Genomic DNA, 3,102 nt, shown 5'->3' with positions numbered 1-3,102 from the left:
GTAGGGTAAGATGACATCCATGGACAAATAACGCCTTACCAGAAAAATGCGATAGCCCAATCCCTGTTCTGCCGCGATAGCTTCAGCGGCAATTAAAAACAACCAGGCTGGGCCCAGAGATAATCGCACTGCTTGAATCAAGCGTGGCAAAATTTGTGGAATGATGACCCTCACCATTACTTGCCAGGTAGAGGCGCCCAGTGTCTGGGCTTTGATAAGTTGTTCCGCTGGTAATTCCAGCGTGCGCGCTTGCATGTCGCGCATGATAAACGGCGTAATACCGATCACGATAAGCATTACCTTGGCCAGTTCACCCAAACCAAAAACAATAAACAGGATTGGTAAAATGGCCATGGGTGGGATTAGAGACAGTGTTGTGACATAGGGTGATAAGTTAGCTCGCACTACTGGAATAGCGCCATTGACCAGGCCGACGATTAAACCCAATAAGGCCGCTATGGAAACACCCAGTAGCAAGCGTTGTAAACTGGCGAGCGTGTCACTCCATAATAAGTATTCACCAGTACGTTTACTGGGTTCAAATGCCATACGTTCCAGGGCGTCGCCAATTTTGGTAAACGATGGCATAAGTTTGTCATTAGGATTCATTTCCAGGCGCGCATCGGATGCCCATAGATACACAATGAGGGTAAGGATGAAAGGCAACATGCCCAGCAATACTTTACCCACCGTGCCCGGGTGTATGTTCATTACACGTTTCATGGTTCTGATCCGCGGGTGTGGAGGGGGCCGGTTTTTTTAGCCCCCTGTTAATGCAAAAGATTAAATTGACAAATTATAGTTTGCCGTCTGCCGCCATTTTCATATAGGAAGGATCAAAGCGTAATTTTACATTGCCTGAACTTCCATATAAGCCAGCTGGCGTTTCAATGCCGATAAAACCGGCATCGGGTGCGCCTTCACCTAACAAACCATGTTCAAAGCTGAATTCCGCAACATATTGCATGGTTTTCTTTAGCTTGGGGCTGTTGGTAAATTTGACCGCATCCTTTGCATCGAAGAACATTTGGGTGGTGGCTAATTGTGCTTCATAACCTGCGAGATCGGTACCGGAAGCTTTAGCCATAAATGTACGGGCAGATTTGGCTTTTGGTGATCCATCTTTCATGGCGGCCATGATTTCATACCATGCGCCTGTGAGTGCTTTACCGAACTTGGGATTGTCTTTCAGGGTTTTGGTGTTAACTACCATGAGGTCAATGATTTCACCCGGTATCTTGCTGGAGTCAAAAACCTTGGCACTTTTGGGCATGGCAGTGATTTCACTGAGCAGGGGATTCCAGGTGACAACCGATGTGACGTCAGGCGTACCATAGGCCGCTACCATGTCAGCATCCGAAGTATTAACCACCTTGACGTCTTTTTCTGACATGCCAACGCTGTCCAGTGCGCGGGCCAACAGGTAATGGGATACACTAAGCTCGACAAGATTTACTTTTTGACCTTTGATGTCTTTTAACGCGGATTTACCTTTCAGCACGATGCCGTCATTACCATTGGAGAAGTCACCAACAACTAATGCAGTAGAGTCAACACCTCCCGCAGCAGGAATGGTTAACGCGTCCATGTTAGTCATGGTGCAGCCATCGAAACCACCGGCCGTGTACTGGTTGATGGACTCTATGTAGTCATTGATTTGCACCACATCGATAGTGATGCCGTATTTGTCAGCCCATTTTTTTACGATGCCTTCTTTGGCGCCATAATCCCAGGGCATCCAGCCCACATAAATGGACCAGCAGACTTTGAACTTGTCTTTGGCGTGCAAAGGTGTGGACAGTAAAGCGATAGAGAGAAGGATAAAAATAAAGATTAACTTCTTATGTGTTTTCATTGCAGAACTCCCCTTAGAGGCAACACGGTTAATGTTCATTACGTAACATTTGCTTGATAAAAACTTTGCACAGGGGGAACCAACGGCTTAATGCTGTTGAGTCTCCCGGGCTTTTATCCCGCCGTGTAACCTTGTCCGCAGGGAGCCACCCAAAAATGCGGAAGGTCGATGGCTCTCGGACCAGTCGCCTATTGTGAAAAATTAATAAGCCGGAACCCTAGCCATCCATTGATTAGTTTTACAGCAACGGCTAATCACAAATGCCGTTAATTCCAATGTGCTGGTAATACTGTGTATAGTGTTTACTGAATTGCATGGAGTATGCCACGCAATAAAATCAACAACTTAATGTTATATTGAAGTTATCCATGAGCTGTTTTGGTGCAAGAACATACTAGATGTTTGATGATGGTGCGATTGCAAATAAACCGCAGGTTGGCTCAAGTTTAAACCGTGAGATGTTGTTTGATGAGCTCATCGTTAAGCTCTTTCATTTTGCCGTTAGCTACATTGCGACCATTGTTCATAATGGCAAACTCTTTGCCCACCCTGCGAGCAAAAGGGAGTTTTTGTTCCACCAACAATACGGTGAGGTTTTCTTCCTGGTTGAGCTTTAAAATGACATCGCCAATCTGATGCACGATGTTGGGCTGTATACCTTCGCAAGGTTCATCAAGAATTAACAGTTTCGGTTCGATGACAAGCGCCCTGCCAATGGCTAACTGCTGTTGTTGACCACCCGATAAGTCACCACCGCGTCGTTTCAGCATTTCTTTTAACACCGGGAACAGTTCATAGATACGTTCGGGAATGACTTTCTTTTTATCGCTCCTGGCTTGCAGACCGATTTGCAGATTTTCTTCTACTGTGAGCTGGCCAAAAATTTCCCGGCCCTGGGGTACATATCCAATACCAATATGCGCACGTTTGTCGGCGGGCATAGCAGCTATATTTTCACCATCAAACTCAATCCTGCCAGATTCGACAGGTAATAATCCCATGATAGATTTCAGTAAGGTGGTTTTACCCATGCCATTACGTCCCATCAGGCAGGTACAGGTACCAGCACTGATATCCAGTGACACGTCCCACAGGGTATGGCTTTCACCGTAGTACTGGTTGAGGTCAGATATCTTTAAAATGCTGTTGCTCACCGTTATTCTCCTGACCTTTACTCGCCTAAGTAAACTTCGATGACCTTAGGGTCGTTTTGCACTTCATCCATACTGCCTTCGGCCAGTACGCTG

General features: G+C 46.2%; 4 protein-coding genes and 1 riboswitch. All 4 genes read right to left on the bottom strand.

Annotation, left to right across the window (positions count from 1 at the left end; all coding sequences use genetic code 11):
* Positions 1–711: ABC transporter permease (locus tag ACWVCM_RS01220; RefSeq protein WP_455199871.1), on the bottom strand; the 711-nt coding region annotated here is incomplete at its 3' end.
* Positions 712–796: 85 nt separating this feature from the next.
* Entirely contained in the window at positions 797–1,855 is a 1,059-nt protein-coding gene (locus ACWVCM_RS01215) for a putative urea ABC transporter substrate-binding protein (RefSeq protein ID WP_455199870.1), read from the bottom strand.
* A gap of 100 nt (positions 1,856–1,955) precedes the next feature.
* Positions 1,956–2,087: riboswitch (guanidine-I (ykkC/yxkD leader) on the bottom strand.
* A gap of 214 nt (positions 2,088–2,301) precedes the next feature.
* On the bottom strand, positions 2,302–3,009 hold the full coding sequence (gene urtE / locus ACWVCM_RS01210) for an urea ABC transporter ATP-binding subunit UrtE (RefSeq protein ID WP_455199869.1): 708 nt from the start codon (positions 3,007–3,009) through the stop codon (positions 2,302–2,304).
* A gap of 17 nt (positions 3,010–3,026) precedes the next feature.
* On the bottom strand, positions 3,027–3,095 hold the full coding sequence (locus tag ACWVCM_RS01205) for an ABC transporter ATP-binding protein C-terminal domain-containing protein (RefSeq protein WP_455199872.1): 69 nt from the start codon (positions 3,093–3,095) through the stop codon (positions 3,027–3,029).
* Positions 3,096–3,102 lie beyond the last annotated feature (7 nt).

This window comes from Kaarinaea lacus (assembly GCF_975902315.1).
The sequence above is the reverse complement of the archived record's forward strand: the minus strand, read 5'-3'. Positions and strand labels throughout refer to the sequence as shown.

Bases quoted from the DNA above. Each gene is read 5' to 3' on its own strand.
- ACWVCM_RS01215 (WP_455199870.1), bottom strand. From the start codon at position 1,855: ATGAAAACACATAAGAAGTTAATCTTTATTTTTATCCTTCTCTCTATC.